At 55.4% G+C, this 26,558-nt stretch carries 22 protein-coding genes; 10 read left to right on the forward strand and 12 right to left on the reverse strand.

Annotation, left to right across the window (positions count from 1 at the left end; genetic code table 11):
- Nucleotides 1–266: 266 nt before the first annotated feature.
- A complete protein-coding gene (locus GGR27_RS01185) occupies nucleotides 267–746 on the forward strand; it encodes a GNAT family N-acetyltransferase (RefSeq protein ID WP_168035570.1) in 480 nt (159 codons plus the stop codon).
- Nucleotides 747–1,001: 255 nt separating this feature from the next.
- Here GGR27_RS01185 and GGR27_RS01190 read toward each other — a convergent pair whose 3' ends face one another.
- Entirely contained in the window at nucleotides 1,002–1,625 is a 624-nt protein-coding gene (locus GGR27_RS01190) for a PNPOx family protein (RefSeq protein WP_168035571.1), read from the reverse strand.
- A 349-nt stretch (nucleotides 1,626–1,974) separates the two neighbouring features.
- Here GGR27_RS01190 and xseA point away from each other — a divergent pair, with 349 nt between their 5' ends.
- Nucleotides 1,975–3,216, forward strand: coding sequence for an exodeoxyribonuclease VII large subunit (gene xseA / locus GGR27_RS01195; RefSeq protein ID WP_168035572.1), 1,242 nt, complete (start codon nucleotides 1,975–1,977; stop codon nucleotides 3,214–3,216).
- Nucleotides 3,217–3,220: 4 nt separating this feature from the next.
- Here xseA and GGR27_RS01200 read toward each other — a convergent pair whose 3' ends face one another.
- Nucleotides 3,221–4,066, reverse strand: a complete 846-nt coding sequence (locus GGR27_RS01200; protein WP_168035573.1) for an alpha/beta hydrolase — start codon at nucleotides 4,064–4,066, stop codon at nucleotides 3,221–3,223.
- 29 nt (nucleotides 4,067–4,095) lie between these two features.
- Between GGR27_RS01200 and fmt the strand changes: the two genes are divergently transcribed.
- Nucleotides 4,096–5,031 (forward strand): methionyl-tRNA formyltransferase, encoded by a 936-nt coding sequence (fmt, locus tag GGR27_RS01205; RefSeq protein WP_245184357.1) that lies wholly within the window; start codon nucleotides 4,096–4,098, stop codon nucleotides 5,029–5,031.
- A 197-nt stretch (nucleotides 5,032–5,228) separates the two neighbouring features.
- Here fmt and GGR27_RS01210 read toward each other — a convergent pair whose 3' ends face one another.
- A complete protein-coding gene (locus tag GGR27_RS01210) occupies nucleotides 5,229–7,466 on the reverse strand; it encodes a TonB-dependent receptor (RefSeq protein WP_168036365.1) in 2,238 nt (745 codons plus the stop codon).
- A 133-nt stretch (nucleotides 7,467–7,599) separates the two neighbouring features.
- Between GGR27_RS01210 and GGR27_RS01215 the strand changes: the two genes are divergently transcribed.
- A complete protein-coding gene (locus tag GGR27_RS01215; protein WP_168035574.1) occupies nucleotides 7,600–8,253 on the forward strand; it encodes a metal-dependent transcriptional regulator in 654 nt (217 codons plus the stop codon).
- 56 nt (nucleotides 8,254–8,309) lie between these two features.
- On the opposite strand, the gene ilvN is transcribed toward GGR27_RS01215, so the two are convergent.
- The 7 genes from ilvN to GGR27_RS01250 all read right to left on the reverse strand — a co-directional run bounded on the left by ilvN (nucleotide 8,310) and on the right by GGR27_RS01250 (nucleotide 18,491).
- Complete coding sequence (ilvN, locus tag GGR27_RS01220; RefSeq protein WP_168035575.1) at nucleotides 8,310–8,849, reverse strand: acetolactate synthase small subunit; 540 nt, start codon at nucleotides 8,847–8,849, stop codon at nucleotides 8,310–8,312.
- A 271-nt stretch (nucleotides 8,850–9,120) separates the two neighbouring features.
- Nucleotides 9,121–10,869 carry a biosynthetic-type acetolactate synthase large subunit gene (gene ilvB, locus GGR27_RS01225; protein ID WP_168035576.1) on the reverse strand — a complete coding sequence of 583 codons (1,749 nt, stop codon included), beginning with the start codon at nucleotides 10,867–10,869 and terminating at the stop codon, nucleotides 9,121–9,123.
- Nucleotides 10,870–10,909: 40 nt separating this feature from the next.
- Nucleotides 10,910–12,592 (reverse strand): dihydroxy-acid dehydratase, encoded by a 1,683-nt coding sequence (gene ilvD / locus GGR27_RS01230; protein WP_168035577.1) that lies wholly within the window; start codon nucleotides 12,590–12,592, stop codon nucleotides 10,910–10,912.
- Between the two features lie 315 nt (nucleotides 12,593–12,907).
- A complete protein-coding gene (locus tag GGR27_RS01235) occupies nucleotides 12,908–13,591 on the reverse strand; it encodes a hypothetical protein (protein ID WP_168035578.1) in 684 nt (227 codons plus the stop codon).
- A gap of 435 nt (nucleotides 13,592–14,026) precedes the next feature.
- Nucleotides 14,027–14,362 carry a hypothetical protein gene (locus tag GGR27_RS01240; protein ID WP_168035579.1) on the reverse strand — a complete coding sequence of 112 codons (336 nt, stop codon included), beginning with the start codon at nucleotides 14,360–14,362 and terminating at the stop codon, nucleotides 14,027–14,029.
- 359 nt (nucleotides 14,363–14,721) lie between these two features.
- The gene (locus tag GGR27_RS01245; protein ID WP_168035580.1) at nucleotides 14,722–16,902 is read right to left on the reverse strand and encodes a bifunctional alpha,alpha-trehalose-phosphate synthase (UDP-forming)/trehalose-phosphatase; all 2,181 of its coding nucleotides are present in this window, start codon (nucleotides 16,900–16,902) and stop codon (nucleotides 14,722–14,724) included.
- Between the two features lie 185 nt (nucleotides 16,903–17,087).
- Nucleotides 17,088–18,491 (reverse strand): hypothetical protein, encoded by a 1,404-nt coding sequence (locus GGR27_RS01250; RefSeq protein WP_168035581.1) that lies wholly within the window; start codon nucleotides 18,489–18,491, stop codon nucleotides 17,088–17,090.
- Between the two features lie 394 nt (nucleotides 18,492–18,885).
- Here GGR27_RS01250 and ppk1 point away from each other — a divergent pair, with 394 nt between their 5' ends.
- The 5 genes from ppk1 to GGR27_RS01275 all read left to right on the forward strand — a co-directional run bounded on the left by ppk1 (nucleotide 18,886) and on the right by GGR27_RS01275 (nucleotide 24,165).
- Nucleotides 18,886–20,967, forward strand: a complete 2,082-nt coding sequence (gene ppk1 / locus GGR27_RS01255) for a polyphosphate kinase 1 (RefSeq protein ID WP_168035582.1) — start codon at nucleotides 18,886–18,888, stop codon at nucleotides 20,965–20,967.
- Nucleotides 20,968–20,999: 32 nt separating this feature from the next.
- Nucleotides 21,000–21,557, forward strand: coding sequence for an acyl carrier protein phosphodiesterase (locus GGR27_RS01260; protein ID WP_454557396.1), 558 nt, complete (start codon nucleotides 21,000–21,002; stop codon nucleotides 21,555–21,557).
- Entirely contained in the window at nucleotides 21,517–21,993 is a 477-nt protein-coding gene (locus GGR27_RS01265) for a type I restriction enzyme HsdR N-terminal domain-containing protein (protein ID WP_168035584.1), read from the forward strand. The genes GGR27_RS01260 and GGR27_RS01265 overlap by 41 nt, the downstream gene beginning before the upstream one ends.
- A gap of 79 nt (nucleotides 21,994–22,072) precedes the next feature.
- Nucleotides 22,073–23,509: an ABC transporter ATP-binding protein gene (locus tag GGR27_RS01270; RefSeq protein WP_168035585.1), complete on the forward strand. Its 1,437-nt coding sequence runs from the start codon at nucleotides 22,073–22,075 to the stop codon at nucleotides 23,507–23,509.
- A 50-nt stretch (nucleotides 23,510–23,559) separates the two neighbouring features.
- The gene (locus GGR27_RS01275; RefSeq protein ID WP_168035586.1) at nucleotides 23,560–24,165 is read left to right on the forward strand and encodes a hypothetical protein; all 606 of its coding nucleotides are present in this window, start codon (nucleotides 23,560–23,562) and stop codon (nucleotides 24,163–24,165) included.
- Nucleotides 24,166–24,382: 217 nt separating this feature from the next.
- On the opposite strand, the gene GGR27_RS01280 is transcribed toward GGR27_RS01275, so the two are convergent.
- Together GGR27_RS01280 and GGR27_RS01285 are read right to left on the reverse strand one after the other, a co-directional pair.
- Nucleotides 24,383–24,619, reverse strand: coding sequence for a 4Fe-4S binding protein (locus GGR27_RS01280; protein ID WP_168035587.1), 237 nt, complete (start codon nucleotides 24,617–24,619; stop codon nucleotides 24,383–24,385).
- Nucleotides 24,616–25,794 carry a geranylgeranyl reductase family protein gene (locus tag GGR27_RS01285; protein ID WP_168035588.1) on the reverse strand — a complete coding sequence of 393 codons (1,179 nt, stop codon included), beginning with the start codon at nucleotides 25,792–25,794 and terminating at the stop codon, nucleotides 24,616–24,618. The genes GGR27_RS01280 and GGR27_RS01285 overlap by 4 nt, the downstream gene beginning before the upstream one ends.
- A 170-nt stretch (nucleotides 25,795–25,964) precedes the next feature.
- Between GGR27_RS01285 and msrA the strand changes: the two genes are divergently transcribed.
- Nucleotides 25,965–26,540, forward strand: coding sequence for a peptide-methionine (S)-S-oxide reductase MsrA (msrA, locus tag GGR27_RS01290; protein ID WP_168035589.1), 576 nt, complete (start codon nucleotides 25,965–25,967; stop codon nucleotides 26,538–26,540).
- The last annotated feature ends 18 nt before the right edge of the window (nucleotides 26,541–26,558 follow it).

A 26,558-nucleotide genomic window follows, 5' to 3' on the forward strand; every position in this document is an offset into this window, starting at 1 on the left:
ACCAATTGTTATATTAACGTAGTGTTCGGAATTTTATTCAATCAGCCCTTACAGGCGACTGGCTCAACTCACCATTATGCAGAGTTAAGGAGTCAAACTTTAAGTGTACGCTGATTTATCAATCGCGGTGGTTATTCGAGAGGGCTCGATGTTGATCAGTGTAGAACTAACTTCTGTAATTCACTGGAATGAAGTGCTTTACGTAATATTCACCCCGAAAAGACAACTTGCCATCTAACTTACGCGCAACACTTACACCGCTAAACATGGTCTTACTGAAACTCAGCGCAATTGAGATGGAGCAATACGCAGCGCGGTCCGCGCACCTCGCTGCGCGCCTGAATCTCTTGAATATATGCTTTGACGCCGGCTTCATCAAAGCGTGGACTATGGCGTCTACCGTCAAGTCGCCGTGCGGTCCTACTCAGTTCACCCTCTATTTGATCGTGCTTCCCGATCAGGCGGTGGCCGTTGGCACCGTGACGCTGCGCGCTGCCAACAATGAAATTGCCACTAGCTTTCTCCTTGGTTACTGGGTTGCCCCCGATTACCGTCGTAAGGGTATGGCGACGTTGGCCGTGGCGGAGTTACTAAAATATTTGAAACTAGTGACCCGGCAAGTTGAGTTGTACGCCCACGTAGGTCACAATAACGTAGCGTCCGGAAAACTACTGGCGTGCAATCAATTCGCGCTAGTCAGTGAGGACACAGCCTTAAAGCTTGATACTTGGAAAATAGTCCTATAAATTGAAGTTAGGTAGTATCAGTGCTTGCTGCGGTAATTATTAAAAATAGGGCGCGGTCGCGGGTGCGGAGTTATTGACGGTTTGGATGTTGACCGTACACGTAAGAGTGTCCGACTGTCGTGAACGAGTTTACGACCGTCAATCTGGACCGGTAAATCTCACGTCTTTAAAGAATTTGCACGGAACACCACCGAGCAATTTTGTCTCTTCCCGATCAAACAGCTAGTATCGTGCGCAGCGTTGCGCAAATGGTCGCTAAGGCGTGACCCAGGTAAAAAACCAGTCTTTACCTCCTATCTCGCGCGTGGCTCGTAAACGTCGGTGTCCTTCCCGGGATAATTGTAGGATGTCTACCGTAAATAAGGTGGTCTCCAGGATCGTAAAGTTCCGTGCGGCGTAATCAGTGTCCGCTTTCTCACGATCATCCCAGTTTGCCGGCAGGCCATCGGTAGGGCGGTCAGCCGGGCTTCCGGGCGCGGATAGTGTTGCGTAGGCCTTCCGGGCGTGTTTGGGTAGCTCGCGGTACCGGGCCATTGCGGTTTCACCGTGCTGCACACCGACCGTCCCCGTCCCGGTGAATTGAATCGAACTTCTCTTATCCCACAAACACCAGGTCGCGAGTGAGCTAACGGCCTCAAGGTGGTTGATCTTTGCGGAACGGGCGTCGGTGTAGGCAAGTAAAGTACCCGCCGTCAAATCCACTTTACGTAAAACCACCGTACGTGACTTCGGGACGTAGCTATTTAAGCTATCGGCCCCGGTTTCTTTCGCTACCGTGCTCAGCGTGCCGGTCGCGAATCCATGCTTTTTGTCGACGGTCGCCCTGGCGAGTAATTTCCACGCGCTTTGCCATAAATCCGGATTGTTTGTTTGGTCCATGAGCTGCTGAACGAAAATGTGCTCAAAAGGATGACGGAACTGTGGAGCCAAATTCCTGCGCTGCTGCACTAGTATCTCACGCTTCAGGACGGATACTCTGAATCTGTTTTGTGCAAATTTGACGCATACCTCTTACTTTCGACAGGCTAAAAACCTGAAAATGAGTTTAATGTGACCAGATCAATAAGTGCACGTCAAACAATCTCATTCCCCCCGGGCTAGTAAATCCGCAAGAATTTCGCGTCACCGAACGAAAGTCCCCGCGTAAGAATTATGGGTTTTAGGTGTTTTTCTACGAGGACTCGACCACCGGTCGAGTCCTCATTTTTTTATCCACCTTTGTGGTCCCATGGCCGAAATAACCCAAACGTACCAACTCAATGACCTTACGGACTTTATCCGCCGGGTATTTGCGCTCAATCTTCCCAGTGCGGTGTGGATTGCCGCCGAGATTGGCCAAGCCAACGAATCACGCGGCAACACCTGGCTGACGCTGGTCCAGAAGGAGCCGGACGGTGAGGGCATCATCGGTCAGCTCGATGGCGTCGTGTGGCAACGCTCTTTGGCCAAACTGCGAAGAACCTACGGGGTGAAAATGATTCGGAGCTTGTTTCAGGATGGTATGTCGGTCCGGCTCAAGGTGACTACCTCCTTCCACCAGCGGTACGGTTTGCGTTTAGTAGTTGAGGACATCGACCCGAGTCACACGCTCGGTGCACTGGAGCAACGCCGGCAAGAAACCCTCGCGGCGCTTGCGGCAGAAGGGCTGCTCAAAAAGAATAGCGGGCGCACCTTATCCACCACCCCCCTGAAGCTCGCCGTTATTTCTAGTGACACGGCCGCCGGACTAGCCGATTTCCGAGACCAACTGGGTCAAAACCCTTACGGCTATGAATTTAGCTTGCGGCTTTTTCCGGCCGCCATGCAGGGAGCCCAGACCGGGCCGGAGGTCATCGCTCGCCTCAAACAGATCCTCAAGTGGGGAGAAACTTACGATGCGGTGGTGATCGTAAGGGGTGGGGGCGGACGGACGGATTTAGCGGCTTTCGACAACGAAGCACTGGCCCGTACCGTTGCCGACTACACGCTACCCATCATCAGCGGCATCGGTCACGAGACGGACGACGCCGTGCTGGATCGCGTAGCCCATACGAGTTTAAAAACACCGACTGCCGTCGCCGTCTTTTTAATTGAGCGCGTAGCGCATTCGGAAGCAAAGCTACTTACGCTCAGCCGTGATCTTCAACGCCACGCCGCCGCTCACCTGTACCAAAGTCAGCGTTACGTCGATCGGATTCCAGCCGCGATCACTTCGGCCGCTACCGCGGCAATCAACTACGAAGTTAACCGACTCGACCGCACGGCGCGGGAGGTAAAGTCTTTGCCCGCGCGACACTTACGGGAAGCGGCGGAACGAATTACCGGCTACGAAAAATTATTGACGGCCCTGCGACCAGAAACCACCCTGGCGCGCGGCTACGCACTCGTTAGTCAGGACGGCCAATTATTGACGGCGCCCGATCAGTTGAGGTCCGGTAACGTGCAAATAAGGTTAAAGGGCGGCGAGATTACCCTGCGGCAGGCCAAATAGTGGATTACCGCCCCGCGGGAAGCTTACCGTCCACCCAGTTGGCTACGTAGCTGGCCACCTCCTTCCAGTCGGGTTCATTGTGGAGTTCGTGAAAGTAGCCGGGCCAGTTTTTGTAGGTGACCCACTCGCCGTTGCGACCGGCGAAAGCTTTGGAGGCATCCGCCGAAGTGATCCCGTCGGCGTCTCCGTGCATCAGTAGGGTAGGGACCCTGACGAGTCCGGTGTACCCATTTAACTGGTCGGCATTTTCTAGCATATCAATACCCGTTTGCGCACTCAGTGCACTGTGCACGTGCGGATCCGCCAGGTAGCGTTCCACAACGTAGGGATCACGGCTCAAGAGTCTGGTGTCCAGCCCATTTGGTTGCGTGAAGTCTGGTTTCAACCGACGCATCAGCTTGCCCAGGGTAAGCTGTACCGGATTGGGGCGAAAGGGTAATTGAACGTGCGGAGCGGACACGATGGCGCCGGCGATTTTTGGGTTTCTGCGGATGAGGTAACGAAGAAGAATTTGCCCACCCATGCTGTGGCCGTACAAAAAGATGGGTTTGCCGGGGTACCGCCGGCCACACTCGACGACCAGCGTGGCTACTTCGTCTACGTACTGCTTGTAGTCCGCCGCGAACCCTCGCTTTCCCCCGCTTCTGCCGTGGCCCGTGCGGTCGTAGCCCAGGCACGCCATGCCTCTTTCCGCAAAATATTTAGCGAGGTGGTCGTAGCGCCGGCAGTGTTCACCGAGCCCGTGCACGATACCCATCACCGCCCGGGGCGAGTTGGCTGACCACTCGACGGCGTAAATCTTGGTGCCCCGCTCGTCGATCCACGCGAATTCCTTAGTTTCTTGTGCCATGTTATGCCAAAAATAAGCAACTTCGCGACATGAAGCCACGCATCGTTTTTATGGGCACGCCCGAGTTTGCCGTCCCCGCCCTCGAAATATTGATCGCCGCCGACTATCCCGTCGTCGGTGTGGTCACGTCCACCGATAAGTACGGCGGGCGGGGCAACAAAACGCTGCTGGAATCGGCCGTTAAGAAGTGTGCCGTCAAGTACGGTATTCCCGTGCTTCAACCCAAAAACTTGAAGGCTGCCGACTTTCAGATTGAGCTGCGCGCGCTGCGCGCAGATTTACAGATTGTTGTTGCTTTCCGCATGCTTCCGGAGTCCGTCTGGGGTATGCCGAAATTGGGCACCTTCAATCTCCACGGTTCGCTTCTGCCGAAGTACCGGGGCGCGGCTCCGATTAACTGGGCGGTCATTAAGGGCGAAACGGAATCGGGGTGTACCACCTTTAAGATCCAGCACGAGATCGATACGGGCGATATTCTTTTGCAGCACCGCATTGCCATCGGGCCGGACGACACCGCCGGGGACCTACACGATCGAATGATGCTGGAGGGTGCCGAACTGGTACTGGATACGGTAAAGCTGCTGGAGGCGGGAGATTATACGCTCCAGGCGCAAGACGCCACCCAGGCCTGCCCGGCCCCCAAGCTCTTTCGGGAGAACTGTCAAATCGACTTTTCCGCCGCCGCACCGGCGGTACATAACTTTATCCGTGGCCTCAGCCCGTACCCCGCCGCCTGGACGATGCTGCAAAATGCGCAGGTAAAAGTTATTCGCTCTTCCCTGGAGGTAGTAACTCACCACGACGAGCCGGGTACGATACTCACCGACGACAAAACGTTCCTAAAGGTCGCCGCTGACGGTGGGTACGTTCACGTGAAGGAACTCCAGCTAGCCGGCAAACGGCGGATGACGACGGAGGCTTTTCTGCGGGGTACTTCCTTACCGCCGGGTGCTACATTCGGGTAACCGGTGGCAGGTCTGCTATGGTAGTCGAGCCAACTATAGTTTACGAACCACCCTGGCACCCGCGACCGCGCCATATTTAGGCGGTAGGCGGTAGGCGGTAGGCGGTAGGGTCATGAATAATAATATGGTAAAACCATATTTTAAGATATTACCGCCTACCGCCTACCGCCTACCGCCTACCGCCTAACCCCTACCACCTACTGAAGCGCCCAGCGCCACCCCAAGAACAGCCGCCGCCCCTGATTGGACGCGTAAACGTACGATGGGTCGAACGTCAGTCCGTTGGGGTTGCCCGGGGTAGACAGCGCGCTACCGTCCGGACCGAACTCCACCCGCTCGTCGAAGGGATCGAAAGAGCGGGCGATGCTGTTGGCCGGCGGGGTGTAGTTAAGCAGGTTCTTGACGCCGCCGTACACTTCCATCCCGTTCGCAAAAGTTTTGGTGATCTGGATGTTCTGGGTCGAGAACCAGCCGGAATCCGTATCGCGGTCATCGAGGGGGCCCAGGAGGGGTAAATCCAGTGGGCCGTACACGTTGCCCGTGTAGTCAAAGCGCACCTGACGGCGGAGCCAGGGCACCCCGATGCGCCACACGCCGGAGTAGGTTTCGGTCAGCAGTTGCCGCTCCCGTACGCCTTCCTCGACGGTGAATACGTCCTGCGCGTTGACGCCGACATTGACGGTTGCGCCACCGCGAAAACTTACGTCGGTGGACAGGCTCACGCCCTGCGACACGGCTCGGCCATTAAGGTTGGCGTAGATGATCTGATTGGAGTTCGTTTCGTAATCGGGTAAAATTCGATTACTGAAGTGGGTGTACCAGGTGGAGGCATCGAAAGTCCACACCGCGCCGTTGCGAGCAAAGTGCTTTTTCACGTAGTTCACGTTGGCGTTCCAACTTCGTTCCGGGAGCAGTTCGTCCGCGAATACAACGTCGCGGGCACCGGTGAGCGCGGCGTGGTCCTCGGTGAACACGTTAGCCACGCGGTAGCCGTTACCGACGCTGAGGCGCACGGTATTTTGCAGGTTTTTAGAAGACCACTTGTAATTCAGCCGGGGCGTGAAAATATTGCCGTGGCGGTTGTCGTGGTCGTACCGGATACCACCGAGGAGGGTGTGCTGTTCGTTAATCCTTAGTTCGTCTTGCACAAACACGCCGGGCAGAGAAATCTTTGAGAGTGTCGGCGTGGCCGGGGTGTTGTCGTCGTAGCGCGTGTGTCGGTAGCTAGCACCTACCAGTAAATTGTGACCGCCGAATTCTTCCCGGTAAGTCAGTTGGCCGAAGCCGACGTACTGCGTGGCGTCGTACACCGTTTCGCCGTACACCGAATTTTGGTAGTGGCCGTTGGCACTGAATTGGAAAGTGATATTTTGTGGCACCGGCAGTTCGTAGGTTCCGAAGGTTTCCCAACGGTTCGTATAAATAGATTCGCCGTACACGTTGTTACCGCCCCGGTCAGCACGGGTCCAGTCCATCTCTCCGCCCCAACGATCCTCGTACAGGTACCGGGCGGCCACGTTGAATGCCTTGCCGCTAGCGCGCGCAAATGACCATTTGTTGAATACAGAGATTCTATCCTGTAGTGTCAGATCGGTAAATCCATCTCCGTTCTTATCGATGGGGTTTTGGTAGTTGAAATAGCTGACGCCGAGTAAGGTAGAAGCATTACCGACGTTTGCTTTGAAGCCTAAGTCCGTATTCACTTCCCCCCAGGCGCTGGTGAGGATGTCGGCACTAAATTTTGGCGCGTTGTCGGGAGATTTAGTAATGATGTTGATCAGACCACCGACCGCTTCGGAACCGTAAAGGGTCGACGCGGGTCCTTTGACGATCTCAACGCGTTCGATCAGGCTCTGGGGGATTCCGGTCAGTCCGTACACTGTCGACAGGCCGCTGACGATCGGCATACCGTCGATCAGCACCATCGTGTACGGTCCTTCAAGTCCATTAATGTGAATATCTCCGGTGTTACAAACGCTGCAATTCAATTGCGGCCGCACACCATTTACGGTCTGCAGGCTTTCAAAAATGCTGGGCGTGGGGTTGGCCTTGAAGTACTCAGCCGTGAAAACCTCGACGGGTACCGGGCTAGCGCTTCTGCTGGCTGGGCGCAGAGTCCCGGTGACGACGATATCTTGTAATGTAGCTGCTGAAGGTTGAAGCGTGATAGCGACGGGACCAGTAGGGGTGGAAGAAACATCGAAGTCAGTCGTTACATACCCTACGGCGGATACTTTAAGCTGTTTATCACCCGCCACGGTAAGCGAGAATGTACCGTCCAACTCAGCGACGGTTCCAGAGCTTGTCTGTCCGGTAAGTATCGTGGCGTATGGCACACCCATGCCATCTATATCCATAACGGTTCCGGAAACTGTAGTTTGGGCGCTGACGCCGGTGCCGAGAAAAAGGGCAAGGAGCAAAAGTAAGTATCTCATCATACCGCAAAGATAGGTCGCTTAACTTATAAAGTTAGACTAGTCTAACTTTAAATTTAAAATAACCTACCGTGCTTTAGCTGTGTGGATTCTTCCACGTTGAAAAGAAGTAACCGCGCCGTATCTTTCCCCCATGCCATCACCTACCGTAGAGAATTATCTAAAGGCCATGTTTAGTCTTTCCGACGCGGAGGGAAGCGTCAGTGCGTCCGAACTCGGCCGATCACTCGGGGTCAGTACACCTTCGGTCAGTAGCATGGTCCGAAAATTAGCTGCTTTGGATCTGGTAGCATACGTAAAGTACCAACCACTCAAACTAACTGCCTCGGGGCGCAAGGCCGCCGCGCTCGTTATCCGCAAACACCGCTTAACGGAGATGTTTCTCGTGGAAAAGATGGGTTTTGGCTGGGAAGAGGTGCACGTGATCGCCGAGCAAGTCGAACACGTAAAAAGCCCGGCATTCTTTGCCCGCATGGACAAACTTTTGGGTTACCCCACTGTCGACCCGCACGGTTCCCCCATCCCGTCGCCGGAAGGAACCATTACCGACCTGCGCAAACACCAAAAGTTAAGCGACCGGCAGCCTGGTGAAAAGGTCCGCATTGTTGGTCTCGCTCATTCCTCCAACGATTTCCTTCTCTATTTGAACGAGCGAGGCATTGCACTCAAAACCGCCCTGACCATTCTTCGCCGGGAAATTTATGACGGCTCCCTCACGGTGAATTATGACGACAAAAAGGATGTCGTCCTTTCTAAAGTCGTTGCCGATAAGCTACTCGTGGAGTAGAAAGTAGTCGCTACCACTGTAAGTCGTATATGCCGACCGATGCCCGCTGAATTTCATTATACATTCCCTGCGGACTCCTGAATGGTCGCCAGGTAATTGTTCAGCCGTTCCATGGGCTTAACGACGGCCACCCGACCGGAGCGGACGAACTCGAAAATACCGAAATCTCGCAACTCGTCCAGCAAAGCAGTGGTCTCCGCTTCGTGCCCCGTCTTTTCGATCACTACGTATTCCGATTCGATGAGTAATACCCGCGCATTGTGTTTACGAACGATCCGCTCCACCCGGTCTCCATTATTGAAGGCCGAAGTAGGCACCTTGTAGAGCGCTATTTCCTGGTGTACGACCTCCTCGTCGGTATAATAAAACGCTTTGAGCACATCCACCTGCTTGTCTAGTTGCGCGCGCAGTTTCTGTACCACGCCCTCGGTTACGTCCACCACAATTGTAAAACGGTGGATCGTCGGGTCGGAGCTTTGGCTGGTCGTGAGGCTGGAGATATTGATGTTGCGACGGTTGAAAATACCGACTACGCGCGAGAGCAGGCCGGCGTGATCTTCCGTGAAGACGGTTATGGTAAAGGTTTTGGTTTGCATGTTTTTCTTGAAAATTTTGCGTGCATTGAGTTTACCACCGGAGGGTCAGCTACGCCATACTGCGTGCACCAGAGGAAGTAGAAGAAATAAGAGGCTACGGGTGATTAAGCCATTATTGAATTACTCGCGGCTAAGTAAAGATCTCAAAATGGTAGCGCTACGTCATGACGCTCAGGATGTCTCCCCCCTCCTCTTCTGAAGAGGGGCCGGGGGGGGAGAGGGCTATAGTACTTTGATAACTCAGATGTCAATGAAACATTATGCCCGCCCTCTACAAATCCTCCACCCCCAAACAAACATCACTAACCCCCTTACCACTCGGCACCATCGGAAAAACGTTATCCTCCTTAACGGTATGTACGTGCAGCAAATAAGGGCCGTCGTGCCCCAGCATCTCAGCGATGGCTTCCTTCACCTCGGCTGGGTTGCGGATCGTGCGGCCGGGGACGCCGAAGCCTTTTGCGATGGTAATGAAATCTGGGTTTTGGAGCTCTACCGAGCTGTAGCGTTTCTTGTGGAACAGTTGCTGCCACTGGCGGACCATGCCGAGGTAGTTGTTGTCAAGTAAAACGATCTTGACGCCGACGTTCCACTGCGCGCACAGGCCGAGTTCCTGCAGGGTCATCTGAAATCCGCCGTCTCCAATAAAGGAGATTGTTTGCCGGCTCGGGTCTGCGTACTTGGCGCCGAAAGCGGCGGGTAGGCCGTAACCCATCGTCCCCGCACCACCGGAACTGACCCACTGGTCGTGTCCCTTATATTCGTAATAGCGAGCTGCCATCATTTGGTGCTGGCCGACGTCGGTGCAGACGATCGCTTTACCGTCCGTCTGATTACTAACTTCCCGGATGACCTGGCCCATCCGAATTTCGCCGTCCGCCGTGGGCGTGATCGCTTCGCTAATGACGCGCTCGTGCTCGATTCGGTCACACTCCTTAAAGCGAGCTACCCAATCCGGATGCGTTCTTTCGTCGACGGCTTTGATCAGTTCTTCCAACGCCTCCCGGGCATCACCGAGGATCGGCGCGTGCGCCCGCACGTTCTTGTGAATTTCCGCCGGATCGACTTCAATGTGAACCACCTTGCTGGTCGGGAGGTAAGTACTTAATTTGCCGGTCACCCGGTCGTCGAAGCGCATACCGATGGCCACGATAACGTCGGCGTCATTCTGCAGGAAGTTGGCACCGTAGTTGCCGTGCATGCCCAGCATACCGGTGAAGAGAGGATGATCGTTCGGAATGGCCGACAGGCCGTGGCAAGTTGCGCCGACGGGAATGCCCGTTTTATCCACGAATTTCCGAAATACGGACTGCGCGTGCGCAATGTGGATGCCGTGCCCGGCCAGAATCATTGGGCGTTCGGCGTTGTTGATGAGCTCGGCGGCCGCCTCGATCTGGCTTTTCTGAATTTTGTTGTGTGGTACGTAACTGCGGATCGAAAGGTGGTCGGGATAAACGAAGTCAACCATGGCCAACTGAGCATCCTTCGTAATGTCAATCAACACGGGGCCGGGCCGGCCACTGTTGGCAATGAAGAAAGCCTTTTTAAATACCCACCCGATGTCTTTCGGGTCGGTGATCTGGTAATTCCATTTGGTTGCCGGGATGGTGCAATTGATCACGTCGACTTCCTGAAAAGCATCGCTTCCCAGCAAGGAGCTAGGCACCTGGCCGGTGATGGCTACTAGGGGTAAGGAATCCAGCAATGCATCACAAAGCCCAGTTAGTAAATTCGTCGCGCCGGGCCCGGAGGTTGCCATGCAGACACCGGTCTGTCGCTTAATGCGGGCGTAACCTTCCGCAGCGTGGATGGCACCCTGTTCGTGGCGGGCCAGGATGTGCGTCAGCCGGTCCTCAAAGTCGATGAGTGCATCGTACACGGGCATAATCGCACCGCCGGGGTAACCGAAAATAGTATCTACGCCTTCGTTAACTAGACACTGTAGAAGCGCGTGGGCGCCATTCATGTGTTCCGTTTCGGCTACTTGACCGTTTGATGTTGCTTCGATGTTCTTAGTCATAATGCGATAATTCCAAGTTCAATAAATTAGCCAGGGTTTTTTACAAGTCCGTAACGCAGCCTAACGAGGCGCTGGAGACTGACTTTGCGTACTTTTTCAGTACGCCGAACTTAGCCCGGGGCTCCGGTGCTACCCAGTTCGCCCGCCTGATAGCGAGTTCTTCGTTGGTAATTTCTACTTCGATCACGTTTGCCTCCGCGTCAATTCGAATTACGTCACCGTCTTTCAGCAGCGCGATGTTGCCACCCACCATCGCTTCGGGGCTGATGTGGCCCACTACGAAACCGTGGGTCCCGCCACTAAATCGACCATCGGTGATGAGCGCGACTTTTTTACCCAAGCCCTGTCCCATAATTTCGGAAGTCGGCTTCAGCATTTCAGGCATGCCGGGGCCTCCTTGCGGACCGCAGTAGCGAATAACTACGACGTCACCTTCCGCAATTTCTCGTCGGCCGATCGCCTGGTTAGCTTCCAATTCGGAGTCAAATACTTTCGCCGTGCCCATAAAGTGCAGTCCTTCTTTGCCGGTAATCTTCGCCACGGAACCCTCTGTCGCCAGATTGCCGTAAAGAATTCGCAGGTGACCCGTTTTCTTAATTGGTTGGTCGAACGGCTTGATGATCTCCTGACCTGCTTTCAGGTCGGTTGCTTCTAGCAGGTTTTCCGCCAGCGTTTTGCCCGTCACCGTTAGACAGTCGCCGTGGAGGTATCCCTTTTTGAGCAGTTCTTTCATGACCGCCGGCACGCCGCCGACGTAATAAAGATCTTCCATCACGTACTGGCCACTCGGTTTTAAGTCGGCGATGAACGGAGTGCGTTCCGACACCTTTTGAAAGTCATCGATCGTGATGTCCAACCCCGCCGCGTGGCTCATGGCGAGTAGGTGCAGGACGGCGTTGGTGCTACCACCCAGCGCAATCAGCGTGACCATTGCGTTCTCAAAGGCTTTCCGCGTGAGGATATCACTTGGTTTGATGTCCTTTTGTAGCAAGTTGAGCATGAACTCCCCGGTGCGCCGCGTGTCGGCGCGTTTGTCCGGGTGGTTGGCGGGGATGGAGCTGTTGTAGGGCAGGGCCATGCCCATCGCTTCGATCGCCGTGGCCATCGTGTTGGCGGTGTACATGCCACCGCAGGCCCCCGCCCCGGGGCAGGCGTGGCGAATCACGCCTTTATAGCGCTCCTCCGTAACCTCACCCGTCCGGTACTTACCGAGTACTTCGAAGGCCGACACGATGTCGAGTTTATCGTCCTCGTAGCATCCCGGACTGATTGTGCCGCCGAAGTGGAGGATGGCCGGGCGGTCCAGGCGACTCAGCGCGATCATCGCCCCGGGCATATTCTTGTCGCAACCCACCACGGTCACCAGGCCATCGTACCACTGCGCGCCGGCGACGGTCTCGATGGAGTCGGCGATCACGTCGCGGGAGGGTAGGCTGTAGCGCATCCCGGCCGTTCCCATCGAGATGCCGTCACTCACGCCGATCGTGTGGTAAATCAGGCCAATGAGATCGCGCTGCTCGTTGATACCTTGCTTTACCTCCGCGGCCAGATCGTTGAGGTGCATGTTGCAGGGGTTGCCTTCCCAGCCGGTGCTCACGACGCCGATCTGGGCTTTTTCCATGTCGGCGTCATCCATGCCCGTTGCGTACAGCATCGCGCGGGCGGCGGGCTGCTCCGGGTTGGAGGTGACGTTCTTGGAGTATTTATTTAATTCGTGGGCCATTGTAATTGGGTAGAAAGTGGGGCGTCCCGACTTAGTCGGGACCGGTGCAAGGTGAATTTGGTGGGGGCAGAGGATTGGAGCTTGTACGTAAAACAAAAGCCGCTTTCCGGTAAAGGAAAGCGGCTTTTGCGTTGCGAATTATGCTATGCGGCCTTCCTGACGTCGGTGATCGGAATCACCACGATTAACGGGAGGGTCAGTAATAAAATAGCAAACGTATTCATCTTCGGGTAATTGATTATACCCGCAATGTAGGAAAGTCCGGTACCGCGTCGTGACCTTGCTTCGCCACGAATTACGACGGCAAAAGTGCCGTTAGTACCGTTTTTTATCAAAACGAAAGGTAGCCTGGATTCCTAGCTGGTAGCTCATTAGTTGGTCATTGTCATTCCCTAACGTGACGGGGTTGCCAGTTCCGTCCGTAGACTTCAAACTGGCGTAAGGGGAACGCCCCCGGCGTACCGTAGCGATTGGCGTCAAGGTTAGCAGGTTCGAAACACCGATGTCGAGGCCGATGCCACCACCGTAAACGAAAGCCGTTTCCGCTAAATCAGCGGCAATGCCACCATTAGACCGCACACTTCTCCGCGCTATCCCCGGAAATAATTGCACGAAGAAGCCTTTTTCCAACTTGGGGCCCTGTTTACCGAACGTTGGACAGCCACAATCGCCACCAAAATCAAAGGGATACACGTTAACTTCAAATTGAAAACCGAAATCCTGGAAGGTGACGGCCGGTCCAGCGTTGAATGCATCAATACTCGCCCCGGCGTAAAACACCGTAGGCTGGAACTCAATCCGCTTATTCGGCAATCGGAACCAGTAGTGCGCCTGAATTTCGTACCCATTGTCAATCGGAAATACATCATAGGGTAACCCGTCGACCAGCGCCTCACCATTAATGTTGTTGATGTTATAAGTTGTCGTTACCCCGAACTGAGCGGTAAGTGGAAGCGACAGAAATGCTGCAAACAGGGAAAGTAAAAGTGTGCGGTTCATAGGGGTTTTTTTAAGCAAACGATTTTGGCCATCCGGGATTGCGGCTACGGAGAACGTTAAGATTCGCCTGAAGTCCGCCGCTATCGCTTACCGTCCAGGTGAATGGTAGCCTGAAGCCCCGGTTGCAAAGTTGTCAGTGTGGTGCCTCGGTCGCCGTCGCTAATCAATTGGGTAACGTCCGTCAACTCATCAAACTCAAAAGGACTTGCGCCACGGCGAAAGGTAGCGACTGGCGTAAGGGTGAGTGATTTAGAGACACCGAAATCCAGGCCGATGCCACCACCGTAGAAAAACGTATTTTCGTACGTTTGAAGGTCTGAGACATTACCGGATACACTCCGCCGGATAACCCCGGGGAAGAGCTGAACGAAGAACCCTTTTCTCAGCTTGAGCCCTTGCTTACCGAACGTCGGCCGGTCACCATTCCCCCTCAGATCAAAGGGGGTAGATGTTTACCTCGAACTGAAAACCGTAATCCCGGATATTGTAGAACTGGTCAGAGAAAAACCCCTCAAGGCCAATCGTAGTCCCAGCATAAAACACGGTTGGCTGAAATTCAATTCTTTTCTTAGGTAGGCGGAACCAATAGTGTGCCTGTAGCTCAACTCCATCCTCTATTGGATAACTGTAGTTATCGCGCACTTCGCTAGAATTGGCGCGGATATTGTTGAAGTTGTAGAACGCCGTCACCCCGAACTGAGCCGAAAGGGGTAGGGCCGTACAAGTCAAAAACATCAGGAACCAAAAGGAACGCTTGGTGGAATTTTTCATCGGTAGGGTAATAGGGTATTCGAATCTGGTGCAAAATCAAAAGTTTTGTCAACCTAAAAATACTGCTTCTTCCCTAACTTACTCCGCACCCGCGAAGCCAAAGCAAGTCCCGCACTCAGTCGGGACGACCACGCCCATAGGGCAAACGAATCAAAACAATTACTACCCTCAAATAAGTGACAATCATGTAAAACGAACGCAGTGGGCTGCCAAATGCGGTAGCTAAATTAAGAATCAAATATCGAGAGCACGAAGTACAGCGCAGCTAACCAAGTGCACGAAGTACTGCGCAGCAAATCGCCAATCAAAAACGCAGCTTACGCAGTTTGGTGCGTTTGCCCTAACCACGGCCAGGCAATCTATTTAATCAGGCTCGTAAATAACTTACGTACCTCCTGCACGCCGGAAACGCTGTATTTAGCTCCCGTCCGGTCCAGTCCGACCTTGATGCTGACGCCATCTTTCGGTAATGCCTTGAAAATGTCTTCGTCCGTGGCGTCGTCGCCGATGCCGAGAATGAAACCGTACTTGTCTTTTTGCACGAAATGACTCGTCGCTTTGCCCTTATTGACGCCGGCGTTTTTGATTTCCACGACCTTGTTACCTTCCAGTACTTGGAGATCCTGGTTCTGGATCAGGTAGCTCAGCATATCACGGAATTCCCGGACGCGCTTCTGCCCCAGGTCCCGATCAATGCTCCGGTAATGCCAGGCTAGGCTGTAATCTTTTTCCTCAATGAAGGACCCCGGCGTGCGCGCCACGAGGTTTTCCAACAGTTCGCGGACCTTGGGCATCCAGCCATCGACGACGTTGGGGTTGAGGTGCCACTCGCCGTCCTCCTTCATCCAGACGCCGTGCTCGGCGGCCATCTCCACGTCGAGGTGGCCCAGCCATTTCTCGAGTGTCTTCTTGTCGCGTCCGCTGTTGATGACGACGTTGTTCTTCGGGTCGGCGGCTAGGCCGGAAAGAATGCTGATGACTTCATCGTCGGGGCTGACGGCCTGCGGGTCTTCGTTGAAGCCCATGAGCGTGCCGTCGTAGTCGATGAACAAGAGTCGCTTGTCGGCCCGCACGTAGCGGTCCGTAACGGAGGTCAGCGCGTCGCCGCTGAGGTGCGTGGTACTACCCATCTTATTTCTTTCTTTGAGTTTGCTTTGTTCTTTGATGAAGGTCGCCGCCCAGTGTTTGACGTCGTAGCGCTTGAGCTTTTCCTGCATGTTTTCCATGCGCTCGGCTTTCTCTTCGGCCGACATCTCGAGGGCCTCCAGCAGTGCTTCCTCGATTTCCTGGTGGCTCTGGGGGTTGACGGTCAGTGCACCATCGTTGAGTTCGTAGACCGCGCCGGCCATTTCACTCAGGATGAGTACGCCGTCCTTCGTGTCTTCCTTGGCGGCCACGTATTCTTTGGCCACCAAGTTCATACCGTCGCGCAGGGGCGTGATGAGCGCAATGTCCGCCTCCCGGTAAAGGGTAGTCAGCGAGGCGAAATTCAGCGAGCGGTAGTAGTAGTAGTGGATCGGCATCCAATCGAAGGTGCCGTACTGAGAGTTGATCTGGCTGACGAGGACGTCGACCTCCGCCTTCAGGCTTTGGTACTGATCGACGTTCGCCCGGCTCGGCACCACGATCATGATCAGGTTGACTTTTCCGCTGTACTGCGGGTTGTTGCGGATGAAGCGACCGAAGGCGCTCACGCGTTGTGGGATTCCCTTGGTGTAATCCAGGCGGTCGACGCTCAGGACGATTTTCCGACTGGCGTGTAACCTGCGGATCTCCCCGCTGCCCTTGTCGTCCTCGGCGTTCACGTCCGGGTGGGCGTACTTCTCGTAATTAATCCCCATCGGGAAGACGTCCACGTTGATTTCCCGCTCGTCGATGTGCAGCCGCCCGAAGACGTGCTCGTAGCCGGAAATTCGGTAGGCGGCCGACAGGAAGTGACGCATGTAACCGAAGGTGTGAAAACCAATTTGGTCGCTACCCAGGATACCGTCGAGTATTTGCTTACGCCACGGTAGAATTCGGAATACCTCGTAGCTCGGGAAGGGGATGTGCAGGAAAAAACCGATGCTGATGTTCGGGAACTTATCCCGAATCATCTGCGGCAACAACATGAGCTGGTAATCGTGTACCCAGACCATGTCGCCGTCCCGCAGGTGCTTCTCGGTCTCCTGAAAGAACTTGAAGTTGACCTCCTGGTAGGCATCCCACATGTCGTCGTTGTACGTCGTGTACTCCGTGAAGTAGTGGAAGTGAGGCCAAATAGTCTTGTTGCTGAAGCCTTCGTAGTACAGTTCGATTTCGCGTGGGGTGAGAAAGACCGGCGCTAGCTTTTGCCCCGCCAGGTCGCGGCGGACGCTCTCTTTCTCCCACTCATCCGTAATGTCAACGCCTGGCCAGCCGATCCAGAGCTTGTTGTAGCTCTCGTCGAGGGAGTTCAGCCCCGTGGCCAGGCCGCCCGCGCTCGGGTGGTAGTGCAGTTCGCCGGCGGACCGATTGATGGTGACCGGCAGCCGGTTGGATATTATAACGAGTCGGGACATAGATGCTGGCTGGGTGTGGACGAAACGAACGGTTCCGTTAAATGGCCTGTAGCCATTCGAAGGCGTAAGAAGGCCATTTTTGTTCGGAAAACGAAATAAAAAACGGCCGTTACTCCCGGGAGTAACGGCCGTTCCGTCGGGCAGGCAAAAAAAAACCTACGTTTTTACGTTCGTACGGGCCTCACTTAAGCCTCCACCTTCTTCTTCCGCGGGGTCTTGAAGAATTCCTTCAGTTCTTTCTCCGACATGAAACCGTAATCCTGCCAGGTCGTCATCGTGATTTTCTTGATGTCGCGGTAGTCCTTGCCGCGCTTGTTGGTATACACCTTCGTCAGGCGCTTGGTGTACCGCTTGGCCAGCGCACGCAAGTCCTGGTTAAAGGATTCGCTGCCAAAGATTTTGATGTAGCTCGGGAACTGCTTACCGGTCACCTCGAACCACTGCTGGTAGGAAGCCTCCTCGGTACCGAACCCTTCGGCAAGTTGCTTGAAGTATTGCAAAATTGACTCGCGGACGTTCGCGGCGAAAGTGCTCAGGCCGGAGTGCTTGGCCAGTTCTTCGGCGATGGCGGCCTGCACGTCCGGGTTCACGTAACCATCGTTGTGGATTTTGTCCGTCAGGTTGAAGTACGCCGTCAGTTCGTCGTCGATGTTGCGGCTGATGACGCTTCCCAGGTTGAGTTCCTGCTCCTTACCGAAGGGGAAGTCCCGTTCTTTTTTGAGTTCGAGGATGGTGGACAAAATCTCGCTGCTCGTCTGCGCCGGGTTCGCGTTGCGTTCGCGGTTAAGGACCGTCATCAGTTCACCGCGGTCGTCCGGCGTCTGCTCGAAAAAAGTACCGTAGAAAACGATCGGGCGCAGGATTTCTTTGCGACCCTTAAAGTCGTCCTCGGTGATCATCGCGTGCAGGGTGGGGGCGATGGCGGCGTTATCGAGCTCACCGCTGACGCGGAACTGGAGAAAATCGTTCGTGGCCTTGATGTAGGTCGTCAGTTCCGGCCCTTCGAGCGGGAAGGCGGCGTAGTGGTAGTTGCGCCCCTTGAACTGTCGTGCGTAGCGGAGGAAAATACGGCGGCGGCCGTCGAGCGTCCGCGCGTCGCTGGCGCGCTGCGCCTGGAGGAACTGACGCACCCGCTTGCTGCTGATTCCGTCAACGAGGTTCGTCACGAAAATATCCGAGCTGAGGGCGAAACCGACTTGGACTGACTGCCCGATCCGGCTCTTGATCTGGTCGAAATTGCTGTTCTGCGCGATTGACTCCAGGATGGCACCGTAGTGATCGTTCTGCCGGGCGTAATAGAAAAGGTCGGTAATCTCGCCGCGTAGCACCGAGTAGCCGAGGATGCGCGGTAGGAATAGTCCTTCGAACCGTTCGTCGAGTAGTGTTTTTTCGAACGCCTCAATTTCCAGCGGGCTGTAATCGATTAACTGCTGGTGGGCCTGCTCGATTTGGGGTTCGAACTCGGCCTTCAGCGCTTCGTAGTAGGCATCTTCTTCCTCCTCCAGGTAAGTGGCGAGGTTGGGGCTGGCCTGGATGGCTACGGCAATCGCTTCCAGGTGTTGCTGGTAAGCTTCGTTTAGTGGGTACATGGGTAAAGTATCTGGTGGTCGTAAAAGAAAACCTGGTAATGCGTCTTTCGGCATTACCAGGTTCTTGCGCTCCCGTGAACGCTGGGGCGAAGATAAGGCTTTAGGTTGACACGGCCGGTATGCGGGGCGGGGCAAATGATGTTGCGCGGTCGCGGGTGCCGGGAAATTGGTGAGCGCGGTGAACGGAAGACGCTTTTCCTCACGCAATTACTTCGCACCGCCCCCGGTAGCTAGCGGGGTGCCCACCGCTGAACTCAATGGTAAAGCAAAACCGCATTTTAGTGGGTGATTTGCGCAAGCCCAAAAATTTAACCTGCCACTAATGCTATCTTACCGCCCAATTCCGAACCTACGGTAGGTCGCGAAGTAGATCACGCTAAACTCTCCTATTCCCTTGCCCAACGAACTCATCAAACGCGACATCTCCTGGCTTCAATTTAACGAACGCGTCCTCCAGGAAGCCTCCGACGAGAGCGTACCGCTCTACGAGCGGATCAAGTTCCTGGCCATCTACTCCTCCAATCTTGACGAATTTTTTCGCGTCCGGGTGGCTTCACTCCGGCAGTTCAAGAAACTACCCAAGGAGCAACGGCGCGAGCTGTTCGACTTCAAGCCCAAAAAAGAACTGAAGACCATCCGCGCGATGGTCAGGACCCAGCAAAAAGAGTTCGGCCGCATTTTCACTAAGGAGATTTTACCGGAGCTCCGCGCCGAGAAAATCGAGCTGATCCACAGCTACGAGATGTCGAAAGAGCAGGCCGCCTTTGCGACCGACTATTTCGACAAGAACGTGCAACCACACCTGGAACTACACTGGCTACCGGTTGGCGAAGGGCCGGCGGATCTACCGTTTTTGAAGGACGGCCAACTCGCCATCGCGGTCGCCTTCGAGGACGAGGCCACCCACGAAACCGGCGACATCCCCCTGCTGGCCATCCCCACCGAGCAGTGCCCCCGCCTGATCGTGCTCCCCAACTCCGACGAGGCCGACGAAGTTTTTCACGTCATTTTTCTCGACAGCATCATTCGCGCCAACCTGGAGCGCTGGATCGGCCAGCCCGTAGAATTTGGCTACACTTTTAAGCTGAGCCGCGATGCCGAGCTCTACATCGATAACGAGTTCGACGGTGAGCTGCACCGCAAAATCGAAAGCCGCCTCAAGCACCGCGACGACGGCCTGCCGACCCGGTTCCTTTACGACGCCTCCATGCCCAAATGGATGCGCAAGCGACTGAAGACCGCGCTCAATCTATCGAAGTACGACATGATCCCCGGGGCGCGCTACCACAACTTTAATGATTTTTTCGGCTTCCCCCGCCCGGAAGGCCGCGACGATTTGGTCTACCCCGAAATGCCACCGCTGCCCGCCGCGCAACTGGAAAACACGGGCAGCATCATGGAAGTGATGAACGCCAAGGACGTGTTGCTCAGCTTCCCGTACCAGAAGTACCACTACGTCCCCGATCTGATCAAGGAGGCAGCGGACGACCCGAAAGTGACGGCCATTCGCATTACGCTTTACCGCGTGGCCGGCAAGTCCGCCGTCGTGAATAACCTCCTGTACGCACTCGAGCAGGGCAAAAAGGTGGAAGCTTTCGTGGAGGCAAAAGCCCGCTTCGACGAGGCCAGTAACCTCTACTGGGGAAAGGCGCTCGAAGCGGCCGGTGCTTTCGTGCGCTACAGTTTCCCCGCCGTCAAGGTACACACGAAGCTGCTGCACATTCTTGCCGAGGAACCGAACGGCGATTCGATTCACTATACGTACATCGGCACCGGTAACTTCAACGAGAAAACCGCGAAGCTGTACACCGACCACGCGCTGCTCACTTGCCGGCCACAGATCGGCGAGGACGTTTTACGGGTCTTCCAATTGCTGCGGGGCAAGTTGATTTTGCCTAACTGTAAGCACTTGCTCGTCGCGCCTTTCAACATGCATTCGACCTTCGAATCACTCATCGACCACGAGATCTCACGCGCCAAGAACGGACAGCACGGTTACCTTTTCCTCAAGATGAACAGTCTGGAAGAGGAGGGCATCATCGCCAAGATTCGGGAGGCCGCCGCCGCCGGGGTGCAAGTTCGGATGATCGTCCGTGGCATCTGCCGCCTGGTTCCGGGGCCGGAGGAAAACATCGAAATCATCTCCATCATCGACCGGTTCCTGGAGCACGCCCGCATTTTTATCTTCGGGGGCGACGAGCACGAAAAGATCTTCATGGGTTCCGCCGACTGGATGGACCGTAACCTGCACCGCCGCGTCGAAGTCGTTACCCCGATTCAGGACCCGCTCATTCGGTTGGAACTGCGGCGTATTATGGACCTCCAGTGGAGCGACAACCAGAAGTCGCGCATCATATCCGAGGAGCGTCTTAACCAGTACCGCGAGGTGCCGGAGGGAGGATCTGTTTTTCGCGCCCAGTCTGATATCTACGAGTTTTTCAAACGTAAATTCGAAGCCCGCTCATCAACTACCTAGCCCACCTGACGCTCTCTGCCTTCGATGATGATTTGCAGATCGGTAACTTTTTGGGCGACATGGTCAAGGGGAGCGCCGTGAAAAATTTACCGCTGGCAATCCAGCGGGGCGTTGACTTTCACCGGGCCATCGACCGGGCGACCGATAAACACCCGGAGGTGAGGTCACTTAACGCACTGATTGCCAAACGACACGGGCGTTATTCTTCCGTGCTTACCGATATTGGATTCGACTACTGTCTTTACCGCAACTGGTCGCAATTCTGTCCGATCTCTTACCCTGAATTTTGCGCTACTACCTACGCACGCATCCTGCGTCAGCGCCCCCTGATGCCACCATGTGCGTCGCAAAATGCGCGGGCAATGGTGGAGGGTAAGTGGCTGCGGATGTACACGAGCGTGCCGGGTATGAACGCCGTTTTCGAACGCCTTAAAAAGCGCCTCAGCCAACCGGAGCGGCTCGCTGGTGTCGAAAGCTTATTGCGCGATTTTGGGCCGGAATTCAACCGGACCTTCCTTGTCCTGTTCCCCGAGTTGCAAACCCTCGCCGATGCCTACCGAACCCCACCAGCCGATCTTTATCGACCTTAAGTTGCCCCGATTTTCCGCGCAGTTAAACGTCAAACAAGACGGCGTAAATCGCATGGTTTTCTGTGCCATTCGCAAGAAGTGGCTCGTCCTCCAACCCGAGGAATTTGTCCGCCAGTTACTGCTGCACTTTTTGATCGCCGACATGCGCTACAACCGCAACCGCATTACCGTCGAGCGGGGCGTAAAGGTGAACGACACGGACCGTCGGACGGACATCTTGGTCTTCGATCAGGACATGCGCCCGTTTCTGCTCGTTGAGTGCAAGGCTCCGACGGTAAAACTGAGCACCGCTACTTTTCGCCAGGCCAGTAATTACAACGGAGCCCTCAGGGTGCCTTTCTTAATGATCTCCAACGGTCGGGAGAACCTGGTGGCCGAAGTAGATTACGACGCAAACGACTATCGCTTTCTCGCCCGCGTCCCCGAATGGCTGTGATCAAATCAAACCGCTATTTGACGCATATTGCGCAGTCGCGGGTGCAGAGAAATACCTTAAGAAAGCCTAGTTTTGGGGCATGCCCCCCGTACTGACCGTAGACGAATTAATTATTGGGTTCGACCCCGCCCGCCCGGTCGTCAATGAAGTCAGTTTTACGATTGATGCGGGAGAAAAAGTGGGGCTGTGGGGGCCCAGCGGCTCGGGCAAATCGATGATTGGCAAAGCGATTGTTTCGTTACTGCCGCCGGCGGCGGAGTTCGTAAGCGGCAAGCTCAAACTCACGTTGGGCGACGACGTTACGGTTGATCTCCTCACCACCTCAGAAGAAGTATTACGCAGCATCCGGGGAACGGAGATCGGGATGGTTTGGCAGGACCCCGCCACGGCACTCAACCCTACGCACACCATCGCCCGCGCCCTTGGGGAAGTCGCCCAGTTATTTACCCCGCCTGAATTGCTGGACATGGTCCACCTGATCGGTGACCAGGGCCGAATTCTAGCTTCCTACCCGCACCAGCTTAGTGGCGGGCAATTACAAAGGATCATTATTGCCATCGCGCTGGCCAAAAACCCCCGCCTGCTCATTGCCGACGAGCCAACTACGGCGTTAGATTCCCTTACGGAGACCGCTCTGTTGGATCTGCTCGACGAACTAGTCACCGAGCGTAAAATCGCCTTGTTGCTGATCACCCACGACGAAAGCATCTTACGCACCCGAACCCACCGCGTCATTCAACTGCAGGCGGGTCGGATCGTCGCGGACGGACCGGTCGCGGAAGTGCTGGGCGAAGAATCTCGGACGGCTCGCCGGCAGCAGGTCGTACCGGGCCCCGACGCCCCCGTGCTGACCATTACTGACTTGAATTATGCCTACCACACCAGTAGCTGGATTCCGTTCCGTAAGCCAGCGGTCACGCAAATACTTTCCGACGTCAATCTTGAAATTCGGGCCGGTGAGTGGGTTGCGCTCACGGGGCCGAGCGGTTGCGGGAAATCGACACTTGCTAGTAATATCGTTGACGCTCAGGGCGACGTAACTGGCAGTATTACCGTAGCCCGTGGCGGGGTCCAGTTAATCCCACAAAATGCACTGGCGAGCTTAAACCCCCGGCACACGGTTGCGCGGATACTGAAAGAAGTCCTTTCCGCCAACCAGAACGCCTGGTTCGACGGTACGCCGACGCCCACCGATCTGCTCGCTCGGGTTAAATTGACCCCGGAGGTGCTGGACCGTAAACCGGATGAACTGAGCGGTGGGCAACAACAGCGCCTCGTCATCGCCCGTGCGTTGGCCGCCCACCCGTCACTTTTGATCGCGGACGAATCCGTATCCGCGCTCGACGCAGCGGTGCAGCGGGAGATACTGTCTTTATTTTCGGAGCTACTACGGCAACGGGCGGTGGGGCTACTTTTCATTTCCCACGATATTAGGCTAGTCCGTGCGTACGCGGGTCGTGTCGTGATAATTCGTGCGGGTAAGCTCGTCGAGGTCGAGGTCGATTCACCTAACTAAATTAGGAACCACCGCAACACAAAGTGCGGTGGCCATCCGTTTGCGGTAGCATGATCAGACTTCTCTGTTATTTAGTACTCTTCGGTAGTCTTCCCCTCGGCGCGCAATCTTATGATGCCTCACTGGGTTTACGCATTGGTACGGATATTGGTGCAACCGTGCAGTTTCGGTTGCCCCGCGCTCACAAAAACTTCGTCCTGGAGGGAATCGTGCAGTCTAGCTTAGTTAAGGATCAGGGCTCCATTACGTTTTTGGGGAAACAGCATCAGCCCTTGCTCTCACGGCGGCTAAATCTCTTTTACGGGGCGGGGATGCACACCGGCTGGACCAGTGAGCTGGATAGCGACGGGCAACCGGCTAAATCCCCCCTGGGCATCGACGGTGTCGTCGGGGCGGAAGCGACGTTCGGCGGATTCAACATTAGCTATGACTTTAAACCGGCGATCAACGTGCGCGGTGGCGACAAAATCCTGGACGCGCAAACTGCCGTCAGCGTGCGGTACGTCATCGCAAAACGAAATGCCATCTGGGATAAGAAGAAAGAGAGAGCTAACCGCCGGGACCGTAAACAGAATCAGCGCGCACGGGATAAGAAACGACGGCGAAATGATCGTGATCGTTCCGGCAAGCGGTGGTTCGAAGTATGGAAAAATTAGGGGCAAACAGCCCGCTACGCAAATCAGCGTTTAACCCAAGGTGAGACATCAGCAACGGACTTCAGTATCGGCCGTATTGACTACGATGACCTTTGCGGGATAACTTAGTTAGCGGTTTAGCTGGGTGGAGTCAGTACTTACGCATCGATCCATTCACCGGTCGTACGGACGCCACGCAGATTTGCAAAAGACGCGTCGTTAGTACAACCCGTAAGCGCTAGAGGGCCAGTAAGGCAGCTGCGGTCGGCACCATCACGGCCTCGCGGTGGGTAATGGTTCGTACGGGGCAAATATCCTCGCAGAGCAAGCACGCAATGTCACAGGGTCGGTCGACGGCAATGGTGTCAAAGGGACTAATGAAACCGGCTTCTTGGGGGCAGATCGCGACGCAGGCGCCACAGTTGATACAAGCATTCCAGCCGATGTCGAAAATGACGGGTTTTTTCTTGCTCATATTTTCTTGTATTCGGAGTGGGGGTCGAAGTAATCCGACATGGTTTCGTAGAGGTAGGCATCCCGGGTGGGAATGTCTTCGTGGTGGAAGACGGCCGTCTTTTTGTGGTACAGGCTCCACATCTTGTCACCGAGTTCCGCCAGCCACGCGTCCTGGTAGCCCTTCAGGTCCTTGGCGGTAAAGGTTGCCGCTGGGTTTTGGAAGTGCTCGATTAAAAAGTTGGCGGCAATTTTACCCCCGTTGAGGGCGGTGTGGATACCGCCGCCGGTGATGGGGTTGACGTGACGTGCGGCATCGCCCACGAGGACGAGGTTATCTGCGTACTGCGTGCGCAGCGGCGCGGCGAGGGGGACGCCGCCGCCCTGTACTTCGAGAATGCGGCAATTGGCGAAACGCTCCTTAAAAAAGCTCTGCTTAATGAACTTATCGAGGTGCCACTGCGCGGGCTGCTTGGTCATGGTGGGGATTACCCCGAGCCCGATCTCGGCGTATCCGTGGCCCTTCGGAAACACCCAGGCGTAACCACCCGGGGCCCATTCGTGGCCGGTGATGATTTCCAGTAAGCCTTCCGTTTCGACGTTGTCAACGATGAACTGGAGGCAGCCGGCCAGTTCGGTGATGCGAATGTGCGTCTGGAGACCCGCCCACTTACCGACCTGGCTCATTAGCCCGTCCGCGCCAACCAATACTTTGCAGGTAATCTCGATGTCTTCATTGTAGCGTTTAACGCTAACGGCGCAGCGTCCGTCGGGCAGGGTAGCGTAGCCGCTCGCCTCCGTCTTCAGCCAGGTCTCGGCACCCGCCCGCTCGGCCTGCGTCATGCAGTAGCGGTCGAAGCGCCGGCGGTCGACGACGTAACCCAGGGGCTTTTTACCCGGCCCGCTTCCGTATTCGTCACCCTTGATTTTCCGGTAGTCGATCTTAGTGCTTTCCCCCACTTGGTTGTAGATCGCGAAGCCGTAAATTGGTTCGAGGATGTATTCCTCATCGAGCGGAAGTTCCACTTCTTCCAACGCGTGCCGGCTGACGGCGCCGGAGCACTGGATGGGGGAGCCGAGTTCCTGTTTTTTGTCGACGATCAAAACGGAGAGACCAGCGTTCGCCGCGTAGCGGGCCACGGTAGCCCCCGCCGGTCCGGAGCCGACAATCAATAGGTCGTATTCAAATTTGGTCATTGGCTTGCTTAACAATATTAACCCCGTAAAAGTGCGGATCGGAACGTCGCTACCGAACCAATAAACGCGGCACCCGCGCCCGCGCCCAACGTCAGACAATCCAAGCGGGTTCACGGCTAAAAGTTGCGAACTAATTATTCGCGGGCAGCTTTCAAACAGAAACACCAGCCATGGCCCATTTTGGAGAAGTACTCGAACGCGTCGACACGACGAAAGACCACGAAAGTATTATTCTCGGTGGCGGCTGCTTCTGGTGCGTGGAAGCCGTTTTTGCCGAGCTGCGGGGCGTCAAGCGAATCGTCAATGGCTACGCGGGTGGTACGAAGCTGGACGCTAACTACGCAGATGTCTGTACCGGAGCCACCGACCACGCCGAGGTGGTCCTCGTTGAGTTCGACCCGCGCGTGATCACCACCCGGGAAGTGCTCGAAGTTTTTTTTGCCACGCACGACCCCACCACCCCGGGTCGGCAGGGAAACGACCGGGGCCCGCAGTACCGTAGCGCCGTATTTTACACCACCGACGAGCAACGCAGGTTGGCACTGGACGTAATGGAGAACACCGTCCCTGGTCTGTACGGGGCGCGGGCGATCACCGAGCTCGCACCGCACACCACCTTCTACGCCGCCGAGGCGGGGCACCAGAACTACTACCGCAAGGTCGGCGAACGCAACCCGTACTGTAGCTTTGTGATCGCACCGAAGGTGGGGAAGTTCCGCAAAGAATTTACTCACCTTCGTAAATAATCTCCGAACAAACTCCGC

It is taken from the genome of Neolewinella antarctica, from assembly GCF_011927835.1.
Lineage (GTDB): Bacteria > Bacteroidota > Bacteroidia > Chitinophagales > Saprospiraceae > Neolewinella > Neolewinella antarctica.